At 44.7% G+C, this 26033-nt stretch carries 18 protein-coding genes and 9 pseudogenes; 8 read left to right on the top strand and 19 right to left on the bottom strand.

Features of this window, described 5'->3' with window-relative positions; all coding sequences use genetic code 11:
- Positions 1 to 33: 33 nt before the first annotated feature.
- The 3 genes and pseudogenes from NL510_RS18370 to NL510_RS18380 all read right to left on the bottom strand — a co-directional run.
- Positions 34 to 588 (bottom strand): annotated as a pseudogene (locus NL510_RS18370) (transposase domain-containing protein); the annotation flags it as partial.
- Positions 585 to 932 (bottom strand): IS66 family insertion sequence element accessory protein TnpB, encoded by a 348-nt coding sequence (gene tnpB, locus NL510_RS18375; RefSeq protein WP_253379091.1) that lies wholly within the window; start codon positions 930 to 932, stop codon positions 585 to 587. The pseudogene NL510_RS18370 and the gene tnpB, both read right to left, overlap by 4 nt.
- Positions 929 to 1321, bottom strand: a pseudogene (locus NL510_RS18380) (transposase); the annotation flags it as partial. The pseudogene NL510_RS18380 and the gene tnpB, both read right to left, overlap by 4 nt.
- 135 nt (positions 1322 to 1456) lie before the next feature.
- Here NL510_RS18380 and NL510_RS18385 point away from each other — a divergent pair.
- Positions 1457 to 1762 (top strand): annotated as a pseudogene (locus NL510_RS18385) (Tn3 family transposase); the annotation flags it as partial.
- Between the two features lie 134 nt (positions 1763 to 1896).
- On the opposite strand, the gene NL510_RS18390 reads toward NL510_RS18385, so the two are convergent.
- The 10 genes from NL510_RS18390 to NL510_RS18440 all read right to left on the bottom strand — a co-directional run bounded on the left by NL510_RS18390 (position 1897) and on the right by NL510_RS18440 (position 12005).
- Positions 1897 to 3117: an RHS repeat-associated core domain-containing protein gene (locus NL510_RS18390; protein WP_253379092.1), complete on the bottom strand. Its 1221-nt coding sequence runs from the start codon at positions 3115 to 3117 to the stop codon at positions 1897 to 1899.
- Positions 3074 to 5308: a hypothetical protein gene (locus NL510_RS22930; RefSeq protein WP_436298526.1), complete on the bottom strand. Its 2235-nt coding sequence runs from the start codon at positions 5306 to 5308 to the stop codon at positions 3074 to 3076. The genes NL510_RS18390 and NL510_RS22930 overlap by 44 nt, the downstream gene beginning before the upstream one ends.
- A 1436-nt stretch (positions 5309 to 6744) precedes the next feature.
- On the bottom strand, positions 6745 to 7851 hold the full coding sequence (locus tag NL510_RS18405; protein WP_253379094.1) for a hypothetical protein: 1107 nt from the start codon (positions 7849 to 7851) through the stop codon (positions 6745 to 6747).
- Positions 7852 to 7878: 27 nt separating this feature from the next.
- Positions 7879 to 8421, bottom strand: coding sequence for a hypothetical protein (locus tag NL510_RS18410; RefSeq protein WP_253379095.1), 543 nt, complete (start codon positions 8419 to 8421; stop codon positions 7879 to 7881).
- A 37-nt stretch (positions 8422 to 8458) separates the two neighbouring features.
- Complete coding sequence (locus NL510_RS18415; RefSeq protein WP_253379096.1) at positions 8459 to 8701, bottom strand: phosphopantetheine-binding protein; 243 nt, start codon at positions 8699 to 8701, stop codon at positions 8459 to 8461.
- A 5-nt stretch (positions 8702 to 8706) separates the two neighbouring features.
- Positions 8707 to 9459: a hypothetical protein gene (locus NL510_RS18420; RefSeq protein ID WP_253379097.1), complete on the bottom strand. Its 753-nt coding sequence runs from the start codon at positions 9457 to 9459 to the stop codon at positions 8707 to 8709.
- Complete coding sequence (locus NL510_RS18425) at positions 9459 to 10310, bottom strand: beta-ketoacyl-[acyl-carrier-protein] synthase family protein (protein WP_366518970.1); 852 nt, start codon at positions 10308 to 10310, stop codon at positions 9459 to 9461. Before NL510_RS18425 ends, NL510_RS18420 begins: the two co-directional genes overlap by 1 nt.
- A 48-nt stretch (positions 10311 to 10358) precedes the next feature.
- Positions 10359 to 11203, bottom strand: a protein-coding gene (locus NL510_RS18430; RefSeq protein ID WP_253376809.1) for an IS5 family transposase whose coding sequence is annotated in 2 segments (ribosomal slippage) — positions 10359 to 10858 and positions 10858 to 11203 — 846 coding nt in all. Because the reading frame shifts where the segments join, the coding sequence is not laid out codon by codon here.
- Positions 11204 to 11240: 37 nt separating this feature from the next.
- On the bottom strand, positions 11241 to 11627 hold the full coding sequence (locus NL510_RS18435; protein ID WP_253379101.1) for a beta-ketoacyl-[acyl-carrier-protein] synthase family protein: 387 nt from the start codon (positions 11625 to 11627) through the stop codon (positions 11241 to 11243).
- 81 nt (positions 11628 to 11708) lie between these two features.
- Positions 11709 to 12005 carry a putative holin gene (locus NL510_RS18440; RefSeq protein WP_253379102.1) on the bottom strand — a complete coding sequence of 99 codons (297 nt, stop codon included), beginning with the start codon at positions 12003 to 12005 and terminating at the stop codon, positions 11709 to 11711.
- A 594-nt stretch (positions 12006 to 12599) separates the two neighbouring features.
- On the opposite strand from NL510_RS18440, the gene NL510_RS18445 reads away from it, so the two are divergent.
- Both NL510_RS18445 and NL510_RS23095 read left to right on the top strand, forming a co-directional pair.
- Positions 12600 to 13145 (top strand): glycoside hydrolase family 24 protein, encoded by a 546-nt coding sequence (locus tag NL510_RS18445; protein ID WP_253379103.1) that lies wholly within the window; start codon positions 12600 to 12602, stop codon positions 13143 to 13145.
- A 134-nt stretch (positions 13146 to 13279) separates the two neighbouring features.
- Positions 13280 to 14349 (top strand): annotated as a pseudogene (locus NL510_RS23095) (IS91 family transposase).
- Positions 14350 to 14386: 37 nt separating this feature from the next.
- Here the strand turns inward: NL510_RS23095 and NL510_RS18460 are convergent.
- The gene (locus NL510_RS18460; protein ID WP_253379108.1) at positions 14387 to 14614 is read right to left on the bottom strand and encodes a hypothetical protein; all 228 of its coding nucleotides are present in this window, start codon (positions 14612 to 14614) and stop codon (positions 14387 to 14389) included.
- A gap of 66 nt (positions 14615 to 14680) precedes the next feature.
- On the opposite strand from NL510_RS18460, the pseudogene NL510_RS18465 reads away from it, so the two are divergent.
- Positions 14681 to 15163, top strand: a pseudogene (locus NL510_RS18465) (IS3 family transposase); the annotation flags it as partial.
- Here NL510_RS18465 and NL510_RS18470 read toward each other — a convergent pair.
- The 3 genes and pseudogenes from NL510_RS18470 to NL510_RS18485 form a co-directional block, all read right to left on the bottom strand.
- Positions 15134 to 15516: pseudogene (locus NL510_RS18470) on the bottom strand (transposase); the annotation flags it as partial. The pseudogenes NL510_RS18465 and NL510_RS18470 sit on opposite strands and share 30 nt — an antisense overlap.
- A gap of 155 nt (positions 15517 to 15671) precedes the next feature.
- Complete coding sequence (locus NL510_RS18475) at positions 15672 to 16793, bottom strand: lytic polysaccharide monooxygenase (RefSeq protein WP_253379112.1); 1122 nt, start codon at positions 16791 to 16793, stop codon at positions 15672 to 15674.
- An 847-nt stretch (positions 16794 to 17640) separates the two neighbouring features.
- Entirely contained in the window at positions 17641 to 18015 is a 375-nt protein-coding gene (locus tag NL510_RS18485; RefSeq protein ID WP_253379114.1) for a putative holin, read from the bottom strand.
- A gap of 596 nt (positions 18016 to 18611) precedes the next feature.
- Here NL510_RS18485 and NL510_RS22810 point away from each other — a divergent pair.
- Positions 18612 to 18752: pseudogene (locus NL510_RS22810) on the top strand (hypothetical protein); the annotation flags it as partial.
- A gap of 334 nt (positions 18753 to 19086) precedes the next feature.
- Positions 19087 to 20094, top strand: a pseudogene (locus NL510_RS18490) (site-specific integrase); the annotation flags it as partial.
- Between the two features lie 359 nt (positions 20095 to 20453).
- Here the strand turns inward: NL510_RS18490 and NL510_RS18495 are convergent.
- On the bottom strand, positions 20454 to 21782 hold the full coding sequence (locus NL510_RS18495) for a hypothetical protein (protein ID WP_105574252.1): 1329 nt from the start codon (positions 21780 to 21782) through the stop codon (positions 20454 to 20456).
- Positions 21783 to 22033: 251 nt separating this feature from the next.
- A pseudogene (locus tag NL510_RS18500) lies at positions 22034 to 22399 on the bottom strand (integrase core domain-containing protein); the annotation flags it as partial.
- A 290-nt stretch (positions 22400 to 22689) separates the two neighbouring features.
- Here NL510_RS18500 and NL510_RS18505 point away from each other — a divergent pair.
- Positions 22690 to 23805 (top strand): AAA family ATPase, encoded by a 1116-nt coding sequence (locus NL510_RS18505; RefSeq protein WP_105574251.1) that lies wholly within the window; start codon positions 22690 to 22692, stop codon positions 23803 to 23805.
- Positions 23798 to 25999, top strand: a complete 2202-nt coding sequence (locus NL510_RS18510; RefSeq protein ID WP_253379120.1) for a S8 family peptidase — start codon at positions 23798 to 23800, stop codon at positions 25997 to 25999. The genes NL510_RS18505 and NL510_RS18510 overlap by 8 nt, the downstream gene beginning before the upstream one ends.
- Positions 26000 to 26033 lie beyond the last annotated feature (34 nt).

The raw sequence follows: 26033 nt of genomic DNA on the forward strand, positions 1-26033 counted from the left end.
CTATAGCTCAAACGATTAAGGGACACAGCCTAGTACATTCACCGGCGTATCCTCTGCATGCACTTTACCCGGCATCAGCACATAGTGGTTCAGTTCATCATACAGCGGGAGAAGCTGCTCCCCCATGACATCAACCCAGCGCCCCATCGTATTGCGGTTCAGCTCCACACCCTGCCGGGCGTAGATTTCAGCCTGCCGGTACAGTGGCAAGTGTTCGGCGAACTTCGCCATGATGATGCGGGCCAGCAAGTCCGGGCTGGCGTAGCTGCGCCCGATGGGTTTCGGCGGCAGCGGAGCCTGCACGATACAGTCGCACCGGCTGCAGGCAAGCTTCGGACGAACCGTTTTGATCAGCCTGAAGGCGGTGTTGATGATATCTAACTGCTCAGAGATGCTTTTCTATCTTCTCGCGGTTTCCTCGCTGCTGCGGCCAAACAGCATCCTCTGTAGTTTAGCGACCAGTGCTCTGAGTGAGTCGATCTCGCGGGCATAGCTGGTTATTTCACCGGACAGACGCTGGATAACCGCCTGCTGGGCGACCAGCAGGGCCTTCAGTTGCTCGATGTCATCGGGAAGTGCATTGGTTATATCCGTATACCAGGCCGTTCCGTCCGTTTTGGATGTTGCCACGCGATACCCTCAAGTAGCATGGACAACTGGGCGGGTGTCAGGTGCACTTTCCCTTCACGGGTTACCGGCCACACGAAGCGGCCCCGCTCCAGGCGTTTGGCGAAGAGACACAACCCATCGCGATCGGCCCACCAGATTTTTACCATTTTACCGCTGCGCCCCCGGAACACGAATATATGCCCGGAGAACGGATCGTCCTTTAGCGTATTCTGCACCTTCGAGGCCAGGCCGTTGAAGCCACAACGCATATCTGTAACACCCGCTATGATCCAGATTCTGGTGCCAGTCGGCAGCGTTATCATCGGACATCACCTTTCATTTCGCGGATTAGCGCCCGAAGAAGTTCTGGTGTCATCGGGGCAAAGAGTTTTACAACGCCTGATTTTAAGTGCAGTTCACATCGTGGAGTACACCCAGGTGGTTCGTCAACAGAGCTCTCGTCTGGCTTATTTCGCCAGAAGGGATTTGTCACTGGGTCAGGTGTAGCAGTCAGTGCAACCGGGACAGGCAGGCATTCCTGTATATCATCATCTTCCAGTAACCCGTTTTCGTACTGGTTTTTCCATCTGAACAGCAGGTTATCATTGATTCCATGTTCTCTGGCGATCCGGGCAACAACAGCGTCGGGTTGTAGTGCCTGTTTAACCAGGCTGACTTTAAATACACGACTATAGCTGGTCCGCCAATCTTTTTGCCATTTTTCTTCGTTGCTGTCACGGGGAAGTCGTTCTTTGGCGCGCATGAGGTGTCCACCTGCAAAATAAGTGGGTGCTTAAATTACAGGATCCTGAATTCGGGACCAGACGGTACTCAGACGACGCTTACGAAAAAGCGGCTCAGGACTCTGAAAGATCTTGATCGGGCCGCACTATTACTGGCACGGGCATGCACGCTATTACTTGATGTGAACACCGATGAAGCAGACTTACGTCAGGCTATTTTTCGCCGCATACCAAAGGACAAACTGGCTGAATCCGTCGGCAAGGTAAATGAGCTGGCGCGCCCGCAGAATACTCATTTTCAGGATGAGATGGTGGAACAATATGGGCGGGTGAAGCACTTCCTGTCTGCGATGTTGCGCGACTTACACTTTCAGGCTACCCCAGCCAGTGAGCACATGTTGTCAGCAATCCGGGATAACGCTTACCGTTCATGGACACCTCAAAGTCATCTTAAATGACTCTGAGGTGATTGTTAAACCCGTGGCGATTCACTAATCTAGAGATACAGCACCCTCTGCAATGCGAGTGCTGTATAATATATAGATTAATCTAAAGGTCTAAAACTACCTAACTCAAAATTTTGTCTGCTCATGATTGGGTCCTCTACAGTGATATTAAGGGAGTCAGTATGGTGTTTTGCTGCTTTACGTAAATTCTTTCCTGAACCAAAAAGCCCAGCAGCTAAACCTATGACGTTAAACGCCAGAGCCGCTTTATTCAGTTTTTCAGCAGTGTCCTCATCTACAAACTCTGCAGCGATAGTAGTGCCCGTATATGCTAAAACGGAGGATATCTCAAATGCCGTAATAGCGGTATCGAACCTTGAGCTCACACCGCCTATAGATAAGACATTTCGTCCAATTCCAAATGTCCCTCCCGTTCGCTCCGCTGCAGTTTTTCCTATATTTAATTTGATCGTGTATCCGGCCCCTGCACTTCCCACGGCTAACCCAAATAAACCAGTGGCCAGGCTTGCTATATTAAGTGCACTGGAAGCTTTCGGGTTAGATTCACTGGTTGCCGCTGATGCCACCGACAAGGTATTCGATACCACGCCGAGACCTGCAGATACTTTGCCCAATACAGAGGTCGCTGCGATGGCTTTCAGTACTGCAAACTTGGCTGCGACCGCAGGAAGGGCAGCTCCAAGCGTGAAAATCGACATCAGTATACCAACGGTGCCCAACACAATGCCCGCAATCGCCATTTCACTCAAATGCCCGCTGGGATCGTTTTTGTTGATCGGGTCGCTCAAGGCATAGATATAGGGATTAATACCCCCACCGCCAAAAGGACTCCAACTGTCCGGACTGTGAAAACGCATCAACACTGGGTTAAACACGCGATAGCCATTCCCAAGAAAATACCAGCCGGTAATCGGGTCAATTTGAGCCCCGCCCAAGCCTGGGATCGTCGACAACAGACTTCGAAATCCGAAAGGGGTATAAGATAGAGGTATGGAACTGTCTACAGAATTGTTCAGGCAGGGTGTACCATCAACCATCAATCCATAATGGTAGCTGGTTTCCCGATTGCTTTCAGTTTCAATATGCCCCAGTCGTAACGCGCTACCGTTGTCCATCCATGTTAACTCTTTACCGTCAAGATCTGCATTACTGAGTGACTGCCCGGAATAAAAATAGCGGTTAGTGTTATTACCCGGGATCTCCTGGGCAACCAACTTATCAAATGCATCATAGTGATAGCGGCAAATGCATTGATTATTTGCATTTTTCACTTCCACTAAACGGTTTTTTTGCATCATAGACAAGTTTCTGACCCTTCTCATCACTCGTTAGATTGCCGTTGACATCGTATTGCAGGGTAACGCGTTGACCATTTTCGACGATGCTGCTCAACTGGGTAGGATCATTCGGGTTGAACTCATATGTTACTGCACTCGTAACACCATCATGGGTATTTTCCAGGCGCGTGATATTCCCCCAGCAATCGTATTGATAGTGTTGAGCAGACAATACCCGGCCCTGATGATCGCGCGGTGCATTTTTACCTGAGCACTGATAGTGGCAGAGTCGATCGTTTTGGTCGTAACTGTATTTCTCCAGCAGCAGCAGACTGGTATCGCGCAGTTCACGCTCGCAGATTTTACCTTCAGGCGTGTAGGCAAGTTTAAGCGTGGAGACATGATTTCCGGCCTGATAGGTACGCATAACTTCCCGACTGAATGAATCATATCTAATGGTCGTGGTGAAGGTAGCTGTACCGTCTCGGGTTTCAATGGTACTGATGCGACTAAAGTTGTCATATTCATACATTATTTCTTGCGTGGCGTGAGTGGAACGCTTCAACCGACCCACGTCATCATAATAATAACGATGCTCTATGCCCTTACTGTCACGTTTAAACTGAAGCAGACCTGACATGGAATGTCGATACGTTGTGGCAGACATGTCAACATTATTGACCACCATGCGCTCCTCCTGAAGCAACCCTGACGGGAAATAGTCCATCTGCTGGTTCAGATTTCCTTCGTGCGCCTGTGTCATCTTGCCGGACTTATCATTATAATTAAAAACTTGATTAATGCCCGGGGCCGTCATGCTGGTAATTGTGTTATCCAGATGAAAAGCGTAGCGACGCATATGGGGTTGGTTAGCCGGGGGGATGATGGCGTTTGGCAACCGTTCTCCGTTGCGATATTGATATCGTTGGGTACGTTCACCGCATTGATCCTGTGACACACGCTCCAGGCCATCATATTGCGCGCTGGCAAACGCGACACCCTGCACGGTAAGTGTAGAAATGCATTTTTCCGTCGTGAAAGGCGCGTACGTTTTCTTGACCACTGTACCATCTGGCAGTGTTTTGTGGACGAGACGGTCAAAAACATCCCATTTAAAACAGGTGGTTGCACCGTTGTTGTCGATTTCGGAGACCTGGCGGCCAAATCCGTCGTAGCTCATGCTGGTTCTGGCATGAATCCCGTTATCCGTGTCCATCAGGGCAACAAATTCCGGCTCGTCGAAGGCATTATTTTGGGTTAATACCATAGAAAGCCCTTGCAATCCTTGTAGGTAGGAGTTATCAACCGGATCATGGCTGTCTATTTCCACCCGTCCGTCATTATGGCGCGTTATCGCTACTTCTCCCCATCCGTCATATTCGTATTCCTTGCTCTTACGAACCGGTGTTGAGAGACGCTCAGTGATGCTGGCATTCAGATCCCACAACCAGTCCAGAGAGGTTTCGCGGATTAACTGACCCAGAGAGTTATAGGCAAGATTTTTCACTTCTCGCAACGTACCTGTATATTCTTCGGCATTCAGTGGCGCATCATCGTCCTGCTGCATAATCCGACACAGTCTTCCTGTGCCATCGTACTGATACTCCCGGCGCAAACCAGCTGTATTAGTTTCTGTCATTACCGGCCAGAGATTTGTCGACGCCGGGTCTGGGTAAGTATAATTGAAACATCGCGTTTCAATGTTGTTCGGGCCGGTTCTGGTACTTTTTTCCGCTATTTTGCCGTCCGGGGTATATCTGATGCAGGTCAGCGTTCCGTTTTCGTCGATTTGTTCAAGCAGATGGCGGGTAAAGACAGAGTATGTCGCTGATTTGCTGCTGTGGGCACCGTCATGACCGATGGTGCTTTCCGTCGTGCGTAGCGCATTACCGGTTGCCTGATATGTAAATGTGGCGACGGTCGTGAGATCATTCATGGTCGTCTCAACCTTACTCAGCAAGGAGTGAAGGCGCTGCGCAGGGGAATTGACGTAACTGTAGCTATGAAGCCGTGTGCCATCGGTTTCTTTGGTGGCAGGACAAATATAGTTAATGTTCAGTGAATCAGAGAAAGAAGACAGTGATTGCCAGGAGTAGTATGTCGTTTTTTGATGGTGTATCGCCAGACGCTGGCAGTAACGTTGTTGAACGGATAAACCTACTAAAGCCCAGCGGATCAGCAGGACAAAGTCCGGATTCGCCTGCACTGCCAAAAAAAACATTTTCCTGCTGTGTGCCGTCAGGGTAGACGACTCGTAACACGTTACCCCACTCATCTGTCTGCTGAGTCGTTGACTTCACACGAAAATGATCTTCGCCGATGTTAGTAAAAATTTCGGTTTCTTCACTGACCAGCGGCAGGTTCATCGGCTGCTGATAATAGTTTACGCCTGAGAGCTCATTATAGACATATCTCAGGGTATGACGCTTGCCGTCCTGCACAGTTTCTTCCCGCGTAATGAGGTGGAAACGGTTGTAATCCCGGGTAATACGAATGGCGTCCTGTTTTCCCAGAAAATGATTTTCCGTTGAGCTGTAGGTATAATTTCCGGTAACAAGGTAGAGATTATCCTGCTCCGGATCGATATGCGTCCGCCCGGATGAAAAACCCGTAAAATTTGTATTCTGACTGTACTGCCACGTTCTGGTCATTGCTGGCTGACCATTCCCTGGATGGGTCGTGGTGGACACCACGCAAGGAAGGTAGGTTGCCATCGTGACCCGTATACCGGTGGCATTATACTGAATAATTTCTCTGGAGCCTGTAGGCGTTCGACACTCCTTAATACCAAGATAGTTATCTTGCAATGTAATATAGTTAAATGTATATGCCGCATCACTTTTAGTATTTTTCCCTACCGGCAGGCTTAACTGCATCAGTTGATTATTACGGTATTGAATATTGATCTGGGACAGGTCGCCATTGTCATCAGGATACTTGATCTGATGGCAGTTTCCGGAAAAATAATTCAACCGGAGCATGAGATTTTTTGTCTGACGATGATGGATTTCCGTCAGGCAGGGATGCCCTTGGATAAACATACTGTAGGCCAGATCGAATGTTTCACCGTTGGCAAAGGTAACAGACGTCAAAACAGCCATATCGCTCGTGAAGTTTAAACGTTGAAGTGTTTCAGTAATACCACTTTTATAGTGCAATCGGACCGTGGTGGCATTAACCATTGTGGCACGCAAATTAACAATTTTTTTATCAATAAATCGGATTTCTCTGCCAGGAATCAACGCTTCACATCGATATTGCTCACCTTCAGCAGTGGTTAATACTCGTTTGCGTATATCCAGTTTCGAGGTAGTTACTTCCCATCCTCGCCCAAAACCAAAGTTAATTTTGTTAAACGGTGAGAAGCGTACTGCAATGTTGAGACTACTGTCGTTAATATTAAAGGGTTTAAGCTCCGTTATATTAATTTTTGCCGTGTATTGTCCGGTGCGTGGGTCAACGCCGGAAGATAGAAAAGATGAAAAGTTAAACGCATTGGAATAAATTGTTTGGTCGCTCATTGTACATACTCCTAAAGCAAATAAGTTAAACAACCCATCAAAGTCCACATGCTATTATTTATTCCACCATCAAGAATGAAGTGAAAACCAGAAAATAATAGTTTGATGAGTTTTAAATTAGTAGCTGCTAGTTACTTCTGTTCACAGAAATTTTCCTTCCGTTATCTTCTGGCGTGAATAAAAAAGATTGATGATTTCCAAAGTTGTCGACGAATGAGAGTCGACGTTGTCCAGTGTAATAACCTGACGGCCATGCGCATCCTTTGAAATGTAATAAAGACACAGCTATCTCGTTACTATTAATATTTATAAAATATTTATATTGCCAGATGCATCCTTTGGGATCTCTCACTTGACGTGCATGAAGAGAATAATTCCCAGGTCGAAGAAAATAACCGCGAGTCATAAAAAGATTATTCTCATGCGTGCTGCCTAACCTGTAGAACACACCAAGATGACCATCACTCATTTCCATTATTTTAAGGTTATAGGGTAACACCCAGCGAAATAAAGTGATATTTTGATGATATTTAACCCATTTACTGATTTGTTCCTCGATGTTCTGGATTGTCTGGCTGGAATAAGACAGCATGTTTGGCTGAATTGAAAAGGGAGTAATTGCTTCAAGATTTACTGTACTATTAAAGACATTGACACCAACATTCATATTAGTTGTGAAAGTGACAGGGCTAATTTGATTTCCATCAGACACATCGAGTGTTGCCTTCGCCATAATCCTCTGGATACCAGTAGTCGAAGCAATGATGTAGACATTTATTATTTCAGGAACATTATTCCCTTGCTTTATTACGGTCTCAGTCAGGATATTTTCCATCTCCGCTTGTATCTTCTGCTCATTACTGACAGGCAGACATGGTTTGTTAGTGCACTCTTCTTCGTTTAGAATATCCTTAGGTCTAAACCATTTTGTTAGGTTTTGCTCTCTTCGCTGATTGATTATACCCATTTCGTATTCATTACGTTTTTTATTGATTTCCCATCCTGGTGGCATAGGTAAATCTTCATAATTCAGCGATGAAGAGAAAAGTGCTGTGGTAACAGTTTTACGCTCTTGCTGGGTGAGCGGAACTGTATTCAACATTCCTGTAGAAACATTGATGCCTTGTTTTAAAATTTTTACCCGAATGTGGCACTGTTGTCTGCCGTTTGCATAAAAACGTGTTGAGACAGCCTCAAGACTGAATTGTGAAACATGAACATTTCTGAATGTCATAACTAACCCCCCTATTATAAAATAGAATTACTTATTCATCTCAATCTCGAAACCAAAAAACGGCGGGCTAAGTTCATCAATAATTTTAATAATGAACCTGCTTTTCAGTTCTGGATCAATATTAGTAAGTAGTGACATCATTAACATACTGAACACGCCTCGCGCCTGGAAAATAAACTGACGTGTTTCTGGCGAAATCGACACATAATAACAAACCGCATTTTGTATTAGCGAGATAAAACCAGGAGCCATTTCCGGGTTAGTTAGAAGAGAATCATCATCTATGACAAAATCCATTACGCCATATTCGTTAACACGATAAATTCTAAGTTCGCGATAACTACGGCGTAAAAGGTAATGCTCGTTAAGTCCGGTGATAAGATATTTCGGCTCGTAGTTGTTATTGGTTAAGTGCTCAGGAATGACAAATTCCAGCATGATTCGTTCGTTACCGATCGTCATCGGGATATGCTCAGCGCCAGCTTTCATATAGATTAATGAGCCGAACCAGGAAAAACCTTCAGCATCTTTATAAAGTGCATGTAAATGGCCATCTGTTAATGTCAGCATTTTTTCCTCTTTTACTGTTAGGTTATAATAAATATATTTAGTTCAAAATATAATTCACAGCATCCTCAATACTTGCAATAGTGCGTTGATACAATAACTGGTCAGGAATTTTAATTGCATAACTTTCCTGAATATAGACCTGCAATTCAATGTAGTCCAGACTGTCAAATTTTAATGACTCGAAGGTGCTTTCCATCAGCACTTCGCTTTCATTATGATCCTTCATTATCATGATTCGTTGCTTCAGACTATCGAAAATATCATCTCTTGATTCCATCATTACTCCTAACTGGTTTTATTACCTTTAATTAAGAACATACTTTTCATTTTTAACACTATGTTGCCATTTATGCTTAAGTGATAAGTCACAGAGCGGACAGTTACTGTAGATGAGATATCATGATCATGGATTTTAATAATCAGAAGATCTAATAAATTTATTTGCTCAACTATGTTTTTATCAGGAAACGTATGGTCCCATTCTGCCGATTGGGATACATGGATAACCATATTGTTGCCAAAGTACTTATCTGTATTCTCATAAACTATATTTTTATATGTCAAAAAGGTTCTGGACCCTAATGCCATACTAAAGCATAACGCGCAGTAAAAACTGAGTTTTGTTGTTGTTTTAGTGAATATTTTATGAAAATCATTTCTGAACTTTTTTATTGACCCATTATCAATGCTGACTTGATCACTATAAATTTGTTTTTCCCCTTTAAGCCATTTTTCTGTTCTGTACCATGTAGTTGTCATTACGTTACGATTTGCATTAGAATTAAGAGTTATTTTATTTTTTTCCAGTAGCGCGAGGCGATAATCATCATCGGTAAAAATCGGCTTGCGGAAAAAACTCTCAATTTTGAATGCACTGTTTTTAGTTGAAGGCCTGAGTTCAATCCAGTTAAGCATATGAACAAAAACTAACATACCCTGCACGATGCATTTTTCAGGAGGCGAAGAGGAATGTAACTTATTATTATCCCCCGAAAAATAAGACCAGTGAGCAACATCCTGACGCGAAAACAAAATCATCAGTCACTTCCTCGGGTGATAACAAGAGCCGCATTATGTCCGCCGAAACCGGAACTGACGTTAACTGTTGTATTGATATTATGGCCTGTAAGATGATTGTCCGGTAAATAATTTAAATCACATTCCGGATCAGGATTATTGAGATTAATAGTTGCTGGTAATATTTCATCATTAATCGCTTTTACGCACACAATGGTTTCAAAACTTCCTGCTGCGCCAATAAGATGACCTGTATACGATTTTGTGCTGGATACCGGAATAAGGTAAGCGTTTTTGCCAAAAACCTGCTTTAAAGCACGGGTTTCGTACAAATCATTCAGCTGCGTGGAGGTACCGTGAGCATTAATATAATCCACTTCTGCGGGAGTGATGCCTGCCTGACTCAGTGCCTGGCTGATGGTTCTTGCGCGACATGAAACATCTTCTGCAGGACGGGTCATATTCTCGCCATCAGATAAACTTGCATATCCTCTAATCTCCGCAAGGATTTTTGCGCCCCGTGCGACGGCTGACTCATATTCTTCCAGACATACGACAGCAGCACCTTCGGCCAGAACAAAACCAGAGCGATCTCTGCTGAAGGGGCAACAAGCACGGTCAGGATTATCCTTTTCTTTTGACAATGCTTTCATTATGTCGATGCCCCAAATGCTCAACTCGCTTTTCAATGACTCTGAGCCACCCGCAACCACGCATTTCGCTCGACCGGAACGAATTAGTTCATAGGCTTCACCGATTGCCATGTTGCCGGTGGCACATGCAGCAGAGATTGTGTTTTGAAAACCGCGTAAGCCGTACATCATTGCACATGCCGCAGTCATAGAGCCTGGCATGCTGATGAGATTAATTATGGGATTGGTTAAACCTGAATTGTGGTACTGAAGACTAGGCTGTGTCCCTTAATTATATAGTCGTTGATAAAAGAGCCGGATGCAGCCCAGCTTCACCATCGCCAGATAATTTCTCGCCGTTTTGTCGTAACGCGTCGCTATGCGACGGTATTCTTTCAGGCGACCAAAACATCGCTCAACAACGTTGCGATTGCGGTACGCATTACGATCGAGCTGTGAACGCCCATCCAATGCCATTTTCTCATTTGATTTTCGGGGAATGACTGCTTTTATACCTTTGCTTTTCAGTTCGTTGCGTAACGCATGCCCGGAGTACGCTTTGTCGGCCAGTACCGCATGGCCACGGCGTTTCATGCTGCCGTTCTGGCGCTGAACACCAATACCGTCGAGAAGACGTTGCGCGAACTGGCTTTCGTGAGCCTGTCCGGGACTCAGCACTATGTTTAACGGAAGACCGTTTCCGTCTGTCGCCAGATGGATTTTGGTGCCAAAACCACCGCGAGAGCGACCCAGCCCATTATCTCCGGCGATATCGGGATGTTTTTTTGAGCCCCGGCAGCACATTTCAACGCCCGGATATTGCTGCCATCCAGCGCCGTAGCAGACCAGTCAACAAGATTGCTGGCATCAAGTAGCGAAAGCAACCTGTTGAAAATAATGTTAATAACACCTGATTTTGACCACCGGTTAAAGCGGTTATAAACCGTTTTCCATGGTCCATATCGTTCAGGTAAATCACGCCACGGAGCCCCGGAACACAACACCCAGAACATACCGTTGATAATTTTACGATGCTCAGCCCATGGGCGTCCGGCCCGTGGAGATACGGGTTCAGCAGGCAATAAAGGCTGGATGATAATCCATGCTTCATCAGGAAGGTCGTAGCGAGCCATAGTTCAATATGTTGTGGAAACAGACAGTTACTATAGCTCAAACGATTAAGGGACACAGCCTAAATTGACGGATGCTATCAAATTCCCCCCAGCCGCTGCCAAGGATAACGCCACAATCAAATGCATCGTAATAATCAACCGGGCAGTTTTCCTTACCAAAAGCCTGGACTATAGCCTGCCTACAGCTTTCAAGAGCTAATTTTCCATGTTCTGGCAGAACATGTATTAGTGAACGGGGTAATAATGCATAGCGATTATCTTTTTCCTCAAGAAAGGAAAAGTATCGCGCATTAATTTCTGAATTCAAATACACATAGCTAAAGTTATGTCGTTTTTCAATAATCCTTTTCCAAGCGTGATCCACGCTTCTTGCGCCGGCAATAACGGTCCCCATTCCCGTGATCGCTACTCTTGCCCCAGACATAGCTACCTCCATTTAAGTGAAACGTATGATTAACGTTATTTAATACCCTGGCGTTGACAAAAATCATAGTAACCAAAGCAATCATTTTTTAGTGAATGTCCCATCGACTAATGACTTAATTCTTATAAATACTGTGATGATTAATGCACTACAAACAAATGCCCCTAACGCTCGTTCTTCTGTATTAATGGCAGGCACCAGGCTGTTGATAATGTCTAATGATACATCAGCTCCAATAAATCCCATTGAGAATGAAATGAAGAAAGCTACACGTTTCTGTTTTTTGTTAAAACATCGCGCATTGATTATGAAGCACAACGCTCCAGAAAAAGATGCAGTTATAACAGAAAAATCAAATTCACATATTGCAGTTATCATAAGCTTTCTCCTGCATATCTATCAAAAATCATCGCAAAAATGTCGTCATATCATCTTAAAGCCCTATTTAATAAATTTCTTCTGGAGGAGAACCTATACATAATTCTTATAAAAAGATAACTGTTATTACCGATCGTAAGTAGCTACATTGATAGGTGGTAACTATTAAATTATTTATAACGATCGATGTAAGTGATTCAAACCAAAAAAAATAAATATGTAAGCGACTGATAATTAACTAAAATAATATATATATGATATATTATAACAACAACAAAGAGGTTAAGGTTTGTTTATGGAAAGAAAGAATAGAATCATGTATGCATTATTTTTTTAACGAATTAATTTAATTAATTTATACCTCAAAATAAATATATACGCGCTTCTTGACCTTATCCCAGGCATGATACGTCTCATTTTTATAAATCTTATAACAAATGAGAGTTTGCAGATTTGTTGTTTGCTTGTTATTTTTTAACAAACGTATATTTTAATTAAACAAGCCTTCATTAGTTCTTTTTTTTAACTCTGGTGCTATGTGCAATGTAAAATACACCCTATGATTGATTTCCAGACATAGCCAAGGTACTGTCCATGCCGTTTATATCGAATACCGGGAAGTTAGATACTCATCTTTGTGCATTTTTAGATATGATTGCCTGGTCAGAAGGGACATCAAAGAACGTTCATCCGTTGACCAAAATGGATGGCTATGATGTTATTGTTACCGGAGTCAGTGGCCCAGAGATTTTTACTAATTTTAGCTCTCATCCCTTTGCGGGGAGAAGACCCCCAAAACATGTTACAGGCTCGCTTTTCTCAAGTGCATCCGGACGCTACCAATTCCTTGAAGTACACTGGAATTATTATAAGGAAAAACTCAAGCTAAATGACTTTGGCCCCCGGTCACAGGATCTATGGGCCTTACAGTTAATCAGGGAGCGTCGTGCGCTTACTGACATAAAAGAATTAAGAATACAGGAAGCAATTAGCCGGTGTTCAAACATCTGGGCATCATTTCCCGGAGTGGGCTACGGACAACCAGAACATAGTATGGGTCAGCTAATTGCTGTTTTTGAATCAGCCTTAAATACATTAAAATCCTCAGCCCATCACACGAAATCTGATAATTTTAATTAAAGTCTAATCAAATTTTTAAAATACCTTTGGATAGATTGAAAATACAGAACAGTAATGCCCCTTAGAGGACAAGCGTCACCGCTTCGTGGCTCCGATGGTTTGCATGGCCTGAGACCCGTTTTATACTCTACGGCATGTATATACCGCGCCCCGCAAAATTGCTCTTCACCGTCGATGACGGCTGGAACAGGTACCTTTATTCGTATGGCGACAGCGTTAGTCCCTAGTCCCGCCTCTGCGTTGAGCGCATGCTCACCTGCGGTACCGCCAGCATAGGCGTCCGCCGCTACTGCTGCACCCACTCCCGTTTTTTCTGCCAGAGCTGTAAGTCAAAGGCCTGCACCTCCTGCGACTTCAAAGCCACGGAGCGGTGGGTATCGCAGCAGAGCCATATCCTCACCGACTGCGACTGGCAGCACATCATCTTTACCATGCCCCATCTGCTGTGGCCTTTTTTTAACATCACTGGCCTCTGCTCAACCAGCATCCGCACATTCATCTCTCCGTCACCTACGGCGGGATCGATATTAAGTATGGCGTCAGCCGCGATCTCTTCTTTAAGAAGCTCGCCGTGGAGGGAATCTGGCGCGGGCCTGCTGCGGCACAGTTATGACCTGATTAGTACCGGCATCCTGCCGGTACTGAGGCATATCCGCGACAGAAAACAGTGACAGCGTTACCTGCATTCGTAGTACGGTCGCCGCTGGAAGGTCCACTTTGCGAAGAAGGCCCGGGGTGTCTGGCGAAGCGTAAAATGCCTCGGCCGGTATCTGAAGCGACCGCCGGTGTCAGCTGCGAAGTTCAGGCACTACAGCGGTGGTACCGTGGTGCATCACTATTACGACCGCCCTACGCAGCAGTACCAGCAGCAGACGCTGTCGCAGGAAGAGATGATCGGGCGCTATATCAGCCATATCCCGGCGAAGCACTTTTAAATGGTGCGCTACCACGGTTTTTGTCCAGCCGGAAACGGGGCGAGCTGCTACCGAAGGTGTATGAAGCCCTGCAGATGGAAGCACGGAAAAAACCGGAGCAACCGGACTTCGCCGCGCTGATGAAGGAATTTCTGCGCACGGATCCGTACAAATGCATCCTGTGCGGCAACCGGCTGCGTTTCAGTGGCGTAGAGGCTGGCAGACACATCCCAGAATTAATGGTAGAAAGACTGCACGGGATCGAAAGAAAACGATGGCTTCTAACATAGACCGCAGGATAAGTGCGCCTGAAAAATGGGTTTCAGGTTAAAACTGCATTTTACCATCATAAGAGCCACCATTACCCGCCATCATTACGCTTCCTGCAGCAATATTCATAGTCAGAAAATTTTTAAAACGATGATTCAGTCTCCTAACAATCAAGCCATTGGTAGCGCCCGGATGCACTTGAGAGAAGCGAGCCTGTAACATGTTTTGGGGGTCTTCTCCCCGCAAAGGGATGAGAATTAAAATTAGTAAAAATCTCTGGGCCACTTGATCTTATCCAGCAATAGTGGACACGCGACTAAGTGAGTAAACTCTCAACCAGAGGTGACTCACATGGCAAAACCAGCATCAACCATCAAAAAGATCCGCAAGCAACACTCGCCTTAATTCCGTCAGGAAGTCCTTAAACTGGCTGAGCGCACGGTATCGCCGCGGCAGCCCGCGAGAATCGCAGCTTTATAACTGGCGCAGTAAACAGCAGCAACAGCTCTTATCCTCTGACCGAGAAAATTAACTCGCCGCTGAAAATGCCCGTCTCAAGCGCCAGTTGGCGGAACAAGCTGAGGAGCTGGCTATCCTCCAAAAGGCCGCGACATACTTTGCGAAGCGCCTGAAATGAAGTATGTCTTTATTGAAAAACATCAGGCTGAGTTCAGCATCAAAGCCATGTGTCGGGTCCTCCGGGTGGCCCGCAGCGGCTGGTATGCGTGGGATCAGCGGCGTGCGGGGAAAAGCTCACGCCAGCAGTTCCGCCTGAGTTGCGACAGCACCGTGCACGAGGCTTTTCACCGGGCAAAACAGCGCTACGGGAAACCGTACCCTGAGTTGCTCAACGAATGAGAACTGTTCAGGGAGTCTGACATCAAGATCGCGGTAGCCTTTTCTAATATATCTCTTTCTATTTCAATGTGTTGAAGTCTTTTCTTCAGCTCACGCATTTCAATCTGCTCAGGTGTCATGGGTGATTCTCCCGCTCGTTCTTCTTTCAACTGACGGACCCACTTATCCATCGTGGATTTGCCGACATTCATTGCCGTGGCAGCGGCGGCAACAGATTGTTGCTGATCGAGTACAAGTTGGGCGGCTTCGAGGCGAAACTCTGGGCTAAAATTACGTCTGTTACGTCCGTCATAATGTCACCTGTTTTTACTATGAGGCGATGATATCACCTCTGTTCAGGTGGCCAAATTTAGTGTGCCACTACATTTTTTATTGAACTAATAACCTCGTGGCGTTAGTGTCAGGAGAGAGGATTTTATTTTCATTAAAGATGACCGGGATAACCGGCCATCTTGCTTTTATTATTATTGAGGCATTCGTATAATTATATTGCGCGCCATAGTGTCTCGGAGTCGGCACCGCCAGGTGACCAGTCATAAACATAGGCGGTGTGAGTTTGCAGGCAAATCCAGTTCCGACCGCGATAGCTTATCCGGGTTCCTGCTGGATAGGTTGCATTAAGTTTCCACTCCGGGTAATCCCCCTCGCCCGGACCAGGGCCTGGGTCCGAACCTGCCAGGGTAGTGGCACTCAGGGTATTACTCGCCGCTGAACGCCGTCCGTGTATATCCTCCGCGATAACATGGTAATTATAGGTAGTACCGTACTGCAGCCCGGTATCTAGGAACGAAAGCAGTGAAGCTGGAACACGGGATATCTCGACGCTATTACGGTAGATCAGATAGGCAGCCAGCGTACTTGATGTTGTCGATGAAGGTCCCCACATCAGGCTTACGCTATTTTCAGTGACACCCATACTGTGCAAATTCGTTGGAGGAGTTAGGATGCTCTGATTACCGTCGTCTTCATTTTCACCCACAAAGTTTAGATCAATAACCTGGTAGAAAGCATTGCCGGTGTCGGCCACTTCCCAGACGGCCAGAATGACATGGTAGCCGCTGCGTTCCGGTAAAATAACATCATGCACCGTGGGTTGTGGCGGAGTTAATGCTGTGCCATGACTCCAGAAAGGCTGTTCAGTTAATTCAACCTGATAAAAAGGCTTGTCTTCAAACTGGGCGCGGCTAAGAGGCAGATTTGCATCCCAGTTCGGGCGCGTAATAAAATAGTTCCAGCGCCGAGTCAGATGCTTGGCAGAATAAAACCAAGAAATCGTTAAGACGTCTGATGATAGCACATCATGTTTTTGCCAGTGAGTACCCGGTGCGTCCAGAAATTCACCATTTCCCTGGTTAGCACTGCCAATTTTGCCATCAGGCGGCGGTAATGCGTTAGACTGATCCTGAGGTGCTATAGGATCACGAAGGCCCGAATGTAAGGCAGGGAAAAATTTACCCGCCTCACGCTGGTTAAGCTGGCCTGTATCGAGCTGCCCGGCTTGCCAGGCAAAATATGCCCGAGATGCCGGTGAGAATACATGCCCATGGAATGGGGTAACATTTGATTGTTTATCCCTGGAGATAATAGTTGGTGAACGGAATGTCATAATATTATTCCTTATAGCATTGAACAATTAATGAATGTTTAATTTAAAACCTTCGTGAGTAACGTATTTAATATGATTTTTTCTCCGTACCTCCATTAGCTTTGGCTCTATCGTATTAACGGCAGCGGATCAGCTGAAGTTGCACTGTCTATTTTTTAGGCAGTCAACAGATAAAACTTTCCTGCCGTGATAATCCCTCTCCTACTGAGTGATGAAGCTGACCTTTCCGTAGCATGTGGATAATTTCCATACCACACGAGATAGTCTGTTGAACCCGTCATTACTTTTATCAGGCGTTCAGTGTCGCGGTGGTCCTGCTCCATGAAATTGATCAGATAGTTATTCTGCCTGAATTCAATACAGTTATCTTTCTTGCTGCCAGTATTTAGTTCTGCAAGGGCAGCAATGTTTGTAGAGATTTTAACGATGGCTACTACTATCACGGATAGCCTTGCGAAAGAAATGCAGGGCTGCAGCTGTATCTCGATTCGCGTGAGCAGGAAATAATGGTCTGCCCGTCGGAGTCAACGGCCCGGCACCGGTATTTCCACTGGCCCTTAACTTTGATATACGTTGCGTCCAGTCCCCCGAGACGATGTTTATATCGGCGGAACACTCTATCCAGAAGCGTCACCATGCGGATACCCCACCGGTGTAGGGTGGAATGATCAACGATGAAATTCCGCTCTGCCATCATCCCGTCAGGGAATAGCTTTGTGCATTGATTCTTTGCTTTATATAAAAAGGATGACGTTTTTAATTAATGTTTTTCCGTGCATGTTCCACGCTTCCTGTGCCAGGATTGACAGTTCCTACTCTCGTAATTGCTACTTTCAACCCTGACATATCAACATCCATTTAAGTGCGGTTTATAATTTTTATTAATCCGTACTCTGACGTTGACATAACAAAACCATTTTATCCTTTTATTTTTAGTGAGTGCTCCATCGACTAATGATTTCATTCTTAAAAATACTGTGATGATTAATGCACTACAAACAAATGCCCCTAACGTTCGTTCTTCTGTATTAATGGCAGGCACCAGGCTGTTGATAATGTCTAATGATACATCAGCTCCAATAAATCCCATTGAGAATGAGATGAAGAAAGCTACACGTTTCTTTTTTTTGTTAAAACATCGCGCATTGATTATGAAGCACAACGCTCCAGAAAAAGATGCAGTTATAACAGAAAAATCAAATTCATATATTGCAGTTATCATAAGCTTTCTCCTGCATATCTATCAAAAATCATCGCAAAAATGTCGTCATATCATCTTAAAGCCCTATTTAATAAATTTCTTCTGGAGGAGAACCTATACATAATTCTTATAAAAAGATAACTGTTATTACCGATCGTAAGTAGCTGCATCGATAGGCGGTAACTATTAAATGATTTATAACGATCGATGTAAGTGATTCAAACCAAAAAAAATAAATATGTAAGCGACTGATAATTAACTAAAATAATATATATATGATATATTATAACAACAGCAAAGAGGTTAAGGTTTGTTTATGGAAAGAAAGAATAGAATCATGTATGCATTGTTTTTTTAACGAATTAATTTAATTAATTTATACCTCAAAATAAATATATACGCGTTTCTTACCCTTATCCCAGGCATGATACGTCTCATTTTTATAAATCTTATAACAAATGAGAGTTTGCAGATTTGTTGTTTGCTTGTTATTTTTTAACAAATATATATATTTTAATTAAACAAACCTTCATTAGTTCTTTTTTTTAACTCTGGTGCTATGTGCAATGTAAAATACACCCTATGATTGATTTCCAGACATAGCCAAGGTACTGTCCATGCCGTTTATATCGAATACCGGGAAGTTAGATACTCATCTTTGTGCATTTTTAGATATGATTGCCTGATCAGAAGGGACATCAAAGAACGTTCATCCGTTGACCAAAAAAGATGGCTATGATGTTATTGTTACCGGAGTCAGTTGATCTTACCCAGAAATAGTAGACATGCGTCTGCACGCTGCAACTAACCTGACATCTTCAAGATTTAATCAATCCCACGGGGTGATCCATAGCATCTTAACGCCGCTTTATATGCAGGATTATTTTCGCCATCTGAAGTAGCGGATCATTTTTCTTTTCCTGGCATCTATCGCTTTAAAATGCATCACAGTGATACGACAATGCACTTTCAAAATGAAATGATCCAACAACACCATGCTAAGTAATTAATTGATTTTAAATGACTAATAGCTAAAGAAGCGTTAGCCTGCATGATAAGTCAAAGATAACATTCTGTTTTATAAGTATGTTCGGTGAGGCTCCAAAGAAACTTTTCAAAGAGGCTTGCATTCGCTGGCTAAGGGAGAAGGAGGATAAGAAGAGCATCGATGATGATAAGAGCATCATCACGTTCTGGCTGCAGTTCTTCGGGGAGACGATCCTCTCCGATATAACCACGCAGAAAATAATGGAGGCGGTAGACGGAATGGAAAACCGCCGCCATCGCCTGAACAGGGAGATGAGCCGGGACAGGTGTTTAAGACTTTCCAAACCAGTACCGGAGTATATGCCAAAACTGGCGACGAAAGGAACGAGAACCAGACACCTGGCAATACTGCGGGCGATCCTCAATCTGGCTGTTGAATGGCAGTGGCTTGATAAGGCTCCGAAGATATCAACGCCGCGTATCAAGAACGGTCGTATCCGTTGGCTGACGGAAGAAGAATCGAAGCGTCTGTTTGCAGAGATAGCGCCCCATTTCTTCCCTGTCGTTAAGTTTGCCATTACCACAGGACTGTGCAGATCAAATGTGACAGATCTGGAATGGTCTCAGGTGGACCTTGATAAGCGCATGGCATAGATGCACCCGGACGAAACGAAAGCAGGTAATGCGATCGGCGTTCCGTTGAATGAAACGGCATGCGGAATACTGAGGAAGCAGCAGGGATTGCATAATAGGTGGGTGTTCGTTCACACGACCCCGGGCTACAGGAGTGATGGGTCGAATACGGCAGCTGTGAGGAAAATGCGCACAGACAGCAATAAGGCATGGAAGGGAGCACTAAAGCGGGCAGGCATTAGCAATTTCCGCTTCCATGACCTGAGACATACCTGGGCAAGTTGGTTGGTACAGTCCGGCGTTTCACTTCTGGCCCTGAAGGAAATGGGCGGGTGGGAGACTCTGGAAATGGTTCAAAGATATGCGCATTTATCTGCAGGTCACCTGACCGAACATGCGAGCAAAATTGACGCAATTATTGGACTCAATGTCACAAATACGGCACAAGAGAAGAATGTAGTTTATATAAATGTGAGGTAACTATTTGATTCTAATGGTGCGATAATAGGAACAAAACAACCAACACAAAGTCATTGATTTTTAATCACTTTATTTTATTCGATCTTTTAGCATACCCCCATAAGTACCCCCAGATGTTTGTATGCGGGACATAAGTTGAGATCTGAGTAACGAGGTCTATCACTACAATTTGCTCTGATTAGGTGCCTTACCTACATGGGTATGTTGTTCAGGTCTTTTTTTTAGTAGCGCTCAAAAGTATCAGGTATCAGCCCTAGCGATTGATACCACTCACCCATTTTTAAATGGGGCTGGCATTTGCCAGCCCTCCTCATCCCTAACACCCTAAACTCATCGTCCAAATTTAAAACCTCTTCACTTCACGACTTTAAGTAATGATCGTAAGCTGCTTTAACTCCACTGGGAACGCTCGCTGGATCAATCAAAGCAAGAGTGGCTTTAAATCTGGCACGACAGGACTGTAATGTGTTTACACGGCGTCCAAGGCTATTGTCATTGTTGCTTGCCAAACGAATCATCGTTGCTATTTCCCTTGGGGAAAAGTTACGAATTAATTGTTCATAACTTGTAGCTGCCGCCCAGCAAACACCGTAACCATTGCCAATGTAGCAGCAGACAACTACTTGTACGAATTGCTCTTGTGCCGTTTCCGGTACAGCTCCGTGCAGCGACAATTCTAATAGTCGCTCTGCAAATGGCGGCTCATTGTAGAAATTATTTGTTCCGTTATGTACATTCCAAAGACGCTCAATGGCTCGGTAGAAGACGGCATGTTGCTCAGACTCATTTAGCAGAGTCAAAAGACCAAGCTTCTCGAAGAACTGGAGAGATGCAGCATGACGTGGCTCATCTCCTTTTGCTGCGTACTCGCTATGCTTGTTAACGAGATCTGAGCGAAGAGATGCAGTAAAAATTTCTTTTAGTGAACCACCTATATCCAATGCGTTCAACCGCGACGGTTCTGATGTATTTGGGTCACAATAGATGCCATGTACCATTCCAACCAACATCTGACGCTGAGCATCGTGTGTCTCTGTAAGTCTTTGCACCCATATATCATGCTGGTTAGCATTAAATCTTGCACCTTTAACAGCGGAGATGAATGCACCAATGTCTACTCCTTTCGGAGACGATGCATCAGCCAAGGCATAACGAACACATCGGTTTAGAAACGTTGTGAACTCTCGGTCATTAACGCTGCCCATTGTCGGGTGGGCGGCTGAAAAGTTATTGCGAACTTCTCGACATTGATCGAGGAAAAAGAACCCATCTTCGTTAACTAAGTTTAATTTGAGTGCAAGTTCAAGGAGTCGGCTATCTTGAAGTTCCAATAGATGCCTTTCTTCGAAGTCCGATTGCAAGATCTGCGCGACAATAGGTAGGCCAAAGTTCCTTACTTTTGTTCTCAATTGAAGGATGGCGGCGTTCCATGCGTAATTCATTGCCCCATCAAATAGACCAGTGCTAACAGCAACGCACATTCTGGCTACCAACTCACCACGAAGATCTGGTGGAATTTCACGCAATTCACGGGGAAGATCGCGCCATGCATACTGAATTTCCTCATCGCTTGCCAGTACATCGCGGGGTATCCCCAATGATGCAGTGAGTGCAGAAATCGCTGGCAGAACAGTTGTTGGTAATGCCGGAAGTATCGGCTCTGGTAGTTTTGGTACGATAGCTGACAAGTTTAGACTCCTTTTAATTCGCTTTGATTGTGATGCCTAATTTAGATCAGATAAATTTTAGAATAAGATAAATATGCGTAATTGTGTGTTACTTGACTACCTTTTAGCATTTTTCTTTGACGACTATTTGCAAAGTGGACAGCCTCCACAACCGTAGACATTTCTTGTCCTTACTCTGCTAGGCCTGTTCAAAGGCCTCCGTACTGACACCCCCGAGATGAATGTGGCAACGGACCCGGTAATAGAGGATTTCAATGTAATTGAAGATGTCGCCGCGGGCTGTATGCGTACCCATTTTGGTTCACCACGCTTTTTGAGGCTTCCGGGTTTTCAGCCATCAGCCTGAACTCTTCTAGGTTATTCAGGAATCTATGAGGTCATTCGCTGTTATATTCCTTCAGCCAGCACTCTGTGATTTTCCGGGCTTCATTCAGGGTCCTGAACAGATAAAAATCCAAGATTGCTGTCCGGTAAGTCCAGTTGAACCGCTCAATAAACATGTTCTGTATCGACTTGCCCGGCTTGGTAAATTCCAGCAACACTCCATGTTCTTCAACCCATTGTGACAGTGAGACCAGTTCCGCTCCGTTTTCCATCCGTATCTTCCGCGGGTAACCAAGCTAACCTTAGTCCAGACAGCACGTATTATGCTGAAATTCCTCTTATTAATGGAACAGCATTTTTTGAGAGGGTCATACGTTAGAAATCGATTGGGACGCTCGTCAGAGCAAAGTAGGTGGGAAACGATAAAACACAACTTTCGGCACTGTAAAAAAACACAGTAGCTACTGACAACATGGATGAAACTGTCTATAATGCATAAAAACGCAAAAAACAGACATTAAAATTATGATTTTTTGCCTTTAAATAACATGAAGTTACGCAAATTATTGACCAAGGTGCACAAATGACTTTAGATTTAGTCAGTTTAATCAAGTTATCTCTTGAAGGGAATGAGAAAGACTTACGGCTCTATCTAGCTAAACATGTCCGCTCATTAAGAAAGAGTGACCCCCAGCTTGCATTGAAAATCGAAGAGTTGCTAAAACTGAACCCTGCCCGTTCCCATGATGTTATGCGTAAGGAGCCATCCTCTTACGATTTTCAAGGCACTACTACTGATGAAGTTATGCCCCACTCGCTGTTGAAAATGTCATCAACTCCAACCAATTCTGACACCCCCCTTTTACAGGGTCAGGTAAAAAAGCAGCTTGAACAAGTTTTACTGGAACGAGAAAAAAGCGAACTGTTGACTCGCCACGGACTAGTACCTGCTAAATCGTTAATTTTCAGCGGCCCTCCTGGTGTAGGAAAAACAATGACGGCTCAGTGGCTGTCTCAAAAGCTTGAACTCCCGCTGTATACGCTAGACCTAACGACGGTGATGAGTAGCTTCTTGGGTCGGACTGGTAGCAATCTTCGCAGCGTAATTGATTACGCCAAATCTCACCCATCAATTTTACTACTTGATGAAATTGATGCTATTGCCAAAAAACGTACTGATGAGGCCGACGTAGGCGAACTAAAGCGCCTTGTCACTATCATGTTGCAAGAATTAGAAGATTGGCCATCCAGCGGTTTATTGATCGCTGCAACTAATCACCCGGAGCTCGTTGATCCGGCACTTTGGCGACGTTTTGATCTTGAAATTACTTTTCAACTACCTGACGATGCACAAGTTGCCGAAGCTGTGCGTCTGTTCGCTGGAGATGAGTTCAATATATTAGCACCTTGGTATGACCTTCTGAAAGAAAGCCTTCGAGGTCAGTCATACAGCAACATTAAGCGTGAAATCTCGCAATTACGCAGACTTTATATACTGCGTCCAGAGCATTTTGAAGCAGACTTGATTGCACAACTGGATTTTGATGCCACGAAGAAAACCAAGGCCGAAAAAATCAGCTTCGCAGTCAGACTAGTTCGTGAATATGGTCTCACACAGCAAAAGGCCGCAAAAATCGCGAATATAAGCAGGGATACAATTCGAAAACATCTAATGGCAAAGGAGATGAGTAATGACTGAAAAGCGAAACTACATTATCGGCAAGGCAGAAGTGTTAGCATCCCATACTCCCCCGCCGAAAATAAATCCTAAGTCGGATCCGATTTATACCTTTCAAGAGGTAATGGGGAGGTTAAAACCTCAGTTTGAGCAGACAGTCAGCAAGTTGAATGCATTAGACGACAGTCTCTGTCCCAAAGATTTTGCAGTTGCGACTATTACTCTACATCCATCTTACATTGCAAAAGGGCATTTTCCCCGAGCACTTTTCAAAGAAATGGCCGTACGCTCCATCGGGAGTAAGGGTGTCGAAGTACTACCCGATCGGTGGACGAGAACAGGTCCACCAGTAAAGTCACCGACAACTAAAATATTTGTAGCTGGCAAAAGAGACCGGCTAACGGCGTTTAGTAAAGAGTTAGAACATTTTACTGAAACAAGCAGAGGAGGCGCTGACCTTTTCCGTGTTTGGAACATTTCAGAACCAGACAATAATGAAAAGGTTAAAAAAAATCCCGATGCTTTTGAGGGATATTGGGAAGTTGGATTACAACTTATGCCAGTGGGAAACAGTGAGTTTATCAAAACCGCATTCGTTGATTACGCACATGAACTAGGGTTTGAAACCAAAGAAGAAATGGCTATTGAAGTTGGTAATCTCTGGTTCATGCCTATTGCAGGCTCAGATAATCAACTGGTCCAACTTGCATCCTTTTCATTCGTTCGCGTAGTCCGGCCTTTGCCAGCTATGAGATCGTTTAGGCCTATAACCCGAGGGGTACCAGTTGGCGCTGACATAAATTTGCCTGAAGTACAGCCTTACGCCTCAGATGTGCGTGTTGCCATTCTAGATGGTGGACTACCTGAAAAGCATGTGCTTGAGCCTTGGGTCACTAACTATTCTCTAGCTGATACTACAGCAGATGATCACGTTGACGGTCCCTCTCACGGATTGGGTGTTACTTCGGCATTCCTTTTTGGGCCGCTTTGGCCTGGAGAAAAAGCAAGCCGCCCTTTCTCATATGTTGATCATCATCGGATTCTTGACAGTAATATTGGCGGAGAGGATCCTTACGAACTTTATCGTACGCTGTCACATCTCGAAGATATTCTGCTATCCCGCCAGTATGAATTTTTGAACCTAAGCCTCGGCCCTGCACTACCTATAGATGATGATGAAATTCATCCATGGACATCTCTCATTGATACGTATCTTGCAGACGGCGATACATTCCTCACTATAGCTGCCGGAAATAATGGAGATAGCAAGGGTTCACTTGGCCTTAATCGTATTCAAGTACCTTCAGATTGTGTCAATGCACTATCCGTTGGAGCCACTGACCAAGTTGATACAGGGTGGAAGCGCGCACCATACAGTGCTGTTGGCCCGGGACGCTCACCAGGATTGGTTAAACCTGATCTTGTTGCATTTGGAGGAACGCCCAGACAGTACTTCCATGTGCCAAGTGCTACGGATTCCAACAAACTGGTACCAACCTGTGGAACCAGCTTTTCAGCGCCTTTTTTATTACGTTATGCCGTAGGTATTCGAGCAATCCTTGGACATGATATTTCACCACTCGCAATCAAAGCTCTGCTAATCAATGCAGCTGAGCGTGCAGACCATGAAAAGGGAGATGTGGGATGGGGCAAAGTGCCAGAATCAATAAATGAAATCATCGAGTCCCCTGACGGAACTGCCCGAATCCTTTACCAAGGTGAGCTAACACCAGGGAAATATTTACGCGTACCTTTGCCAATCCCTGAAACAGGAATTAATGGCAAAGTGAAAATTCGGGCTACTTGTTGTTTCTCAAGTCCGGTAGATCCTCAGGATACCTCAATGTATACACGTGCTGGTGTTGAAATTACATTCCGCCCTGATCCTGAAAAAACCCAGTCTTTTTTCAAGCAGAAAACTGTCGCCACAGAAGCAGAATTGCGTGCAGATGCGGGAAAATGGGAGTCGGTTCTTAGTGCAGAACTGAATAAAGTCGGCAACAAATTACTACGACCTTGCTTTGAAATTCACTATATGGCGCGTGAAGGTGGAGATCAAATCGATGGTTCTAAAGCGGCAAGTATACGATATGCATTCGTAGTTTCGCTCGAGTCGCCCAAAACACCGAATATTTTCTCCGGAATACTCGAGTCGGATGCACGATTAGTTGAAATTCAACCTAGAATTCCTGTACCAATCCCTATTACTCTTTAATCCATTCTTGGCCCTTTACGGGGCCAATTTGGAT

The sequence above is a fragment of the unidentified bacterial endosymbiont genome, assembly GCF_918797525.1.
Lineage (GTDB): Bacteria > Pseudomonadota > Gammaproteobacteria > Enterobacterales > Enterobacteriaceae > Enterobacter.

Coding starts and splice junctions, on each gene's coding strand:
- NL510_RS18485 (WP_253379114.1), bottom strand. CDS start 18,015: ATGATAACTGCAATATATGAATTTGATTTTTCTGTTATAACTGCATCT.
- NL510_RS18405 (WP_253379094.1), bottom strand. CDS start 7,851: ATGACATTCAGAAATGTTCATGTTTCACAATTCAGTCTTGAGGCTGTC.
- NL510_RS18510 (WP_253379120.1), top strand. CDS start 23,798: ATGACTGAAAAGCGAAACTACATTATCGGCAAGGCAGAAGTGTTAGCA.
- NL510_RS18410 (WP_253379095.1), bottom strand. CDS start 8,421: ATGCTGACATTAACAGATGGCCATTTACATGCACTTTATAAAGATGCT.
- NL510_RS18420 (WP_253379097.1), bottom strand. CDS start 9,459: ATGATTTTGTTTTCGCGTCAGGATGTTGCTCACTGGTCTTATTTTTCG.
- NL510_RS18445 (WP_253379103.1), top strand. CDS start 12,600: ATGCCGTTTATATCGAATACCGGGAAGTTAGATACTCATCTTTGTGCA.
- NL510_RS18505 (WP_105574251.1), top strand. CDS start 22,690: ATGACTTTAGATTTAGTCAGTTTAATCAAGTTATCTCTTGAAGGGAAT.
- NL510_RS18440 (WP_253379102.1), bottom strand. CDS start 12,005: ATGATAACTGCAATATGTGAATTTGATTTTTCTGTTATAACTGCATCT.
- NL510_RS18415 (WP_253379096.1), bottom strand. CDS start 8,701: ATGATGGAATCAAGAGATGATATTTTCGATAGTCTGAAGCAACGAATC.
- NL510_RS18390 (WP_253379092.1), bottom strand. CDS start 3,117: ATGATGCAAAAAAACCGTTTAGTGGAAGTGAAAAATGCAAATAATCAA.
- tnpB (WP_253379091.1), bottom strand. CDS start 932: ATGATAACGCTGCCGACTGGCACCAGAATCTGGATCATAGCGGGTGTT.
- NL510_RS18475 (WP_253379112.1), bottom strand. CDS start 16,793: ATGACATTCCGTTCACCAACTATTATCTCCAGGGATAAACAATCAAAT.
- NL510_RS18435 (WP_253379101.1), bottom strand. CDS start 11,627: ATGTCTGGGGCAAGAGTAGCGATCACGGGAATGGGGACCGTTATTGCC.